Origin of the sequence: Streptomyces sp. NPDC019531 (assembly GCF_044903305.1) — a bacterium.
Lineage (GTDB): Bacteria > Actinomycetota > Actinomycetes > Streptomycetales > Streptomycetaceae > Streptomyces.
Map to the genome: position 1 here is coordinate 1 of NZ_JBJDQL010000141.1, position 1,429 is coordinate 1,429.

Below are 1,429 nucleotides of genomic sequence, written 5' to 3' on the forward strand. Positions count from 1 at the left end.
TGATGCGCCCTACCTTTCCGGTGGCCCGCCTCACGCTCCGCCAGGAGCAGAGGCGAACACGCATGCGTGTGCCGGGCGTTCGTCGTACCGAGTCTGGGCTTCGCGGCTGACCGACCACTGACAGATGGCTGACGACCCGCTGACCGGCCGGCGCCTCGGCATCCAGGAGCCAGGTGTCCCGGACGGCGTCGGGACTGCGGCGCCGCGCCGCGTCAGTCATCGGTCAGTGGGCGGTCAGCCATCGGTAAGGCCCCCGGACAAGACTCGGCTCGGACAGCAGCTCTGGACCCGGATGAGGAGGAGCGCACGTGGTGACACGTCGTGCGGACAGGCCGAAGCCGGGAACCGTCGCGGCCCCCCGCTCCCACGGCGGTGTCAAGTGAACCGGGCCGCGGTCCTGGCCGGCGTCGGCAGCTGCCTGCCGAACCAGGCCGTCTCCAACGACGAACTGGCCACGCGGCTGGACACCTCCGACGAGTGGATACGGTCGCGGACCGGCATCGAACAGCGCTACGTCGCGGCGCCGGGCACGGCGACGTCGGATCTCGCCGTCGGCGCGGGCGCCAAAGCCCTGAAGTGCTCGGGCGTGTCCACGGTGGACGCCGTGATCGTGGCCACGACCACGCCGGACCGTCCCTGTCCGGCGACCGCTCCGGTCGTGGCCGCCCGACTGGGCATGACGGGGACGGCTGCCTACGACGTGTCCGCCGTGTGTACGGGCTTCGTGTACGGGCTGGCAACCGCGGCGGGCCTGATCCTCGCCGAAGTGGCCGACCGGGTCCTGGTGATCGGCGCGGAGACCTTCTCGACCCTTCTCGACCCGGACGACCGTTCCACCTCCGTGATCTTCGGAGACGGAGCGGGCGCCGTGGTCCTGCGCTCCGGCACGCGCACCGAACCCGGCGCGCTCGGACCGTTCGACCTGGGGAGCGATGGAGAGGGCGAGGCCCTCATCACCGTGCCCGCGGGCGGCTCACGGCAGCGCCTTTCCGGGGTGGCGCCGCGCGCAGGCGAGCAGTACTTCGCCATGTCGGGAAAGGACGTGTTCCGACACGCAGTACGCCGCATGACCGGATCGGCCAAGGCGGTGCTCGCCCGGGCGGGCTGGAACGCCGGGGACGTCGACCACCTGGTGAGCCATCAGGCCAACCTCCGGATCACCCACCACGTCGCGGAGGGGATAGGGCTTCCCAGGGAACGGTGCTTCAACAACATCGCCGAGGTGGGGAACACGGCGGCCGCGTCGATACCCCTCGCGCTCGACCAGGCGCACACCCGTGGCGTGCTGCAACCGGAGCAACGGGTGTTGCTCACCGCATTCGGCGGCGGGCTGACCTGGGGGTCGACGGTGTTGACCTGGCCGCGACTGGAGCGGCCTTGAACGACCGCATCCGGCCGGCGACCGAGAACGAGAGAGCAGGAGCTCAGC

1 protein-coding gene is annotated in these 1,429 nt (G+C 71.1%); it reads left to right on the forward strand.

Translation table 11 applies throughout. The features are described 5' to 3' along the window. Positions 1 to 379 precede the first annotated feature (379 nt). Positions 380 to 1,381, forward strand: a complete 1,002-nt coding sequence (locus tag ACI2L1_RS45190; protein ID WP_404745300.1) for a beta-ketoacyl-ACP synthase III — start codon at positions 380 to 382, stop codon at positions 1,379 to 1,381. The last annotated feature ends 48 nt before the right edge of the window (positions 1,382 to 1,429 follow it).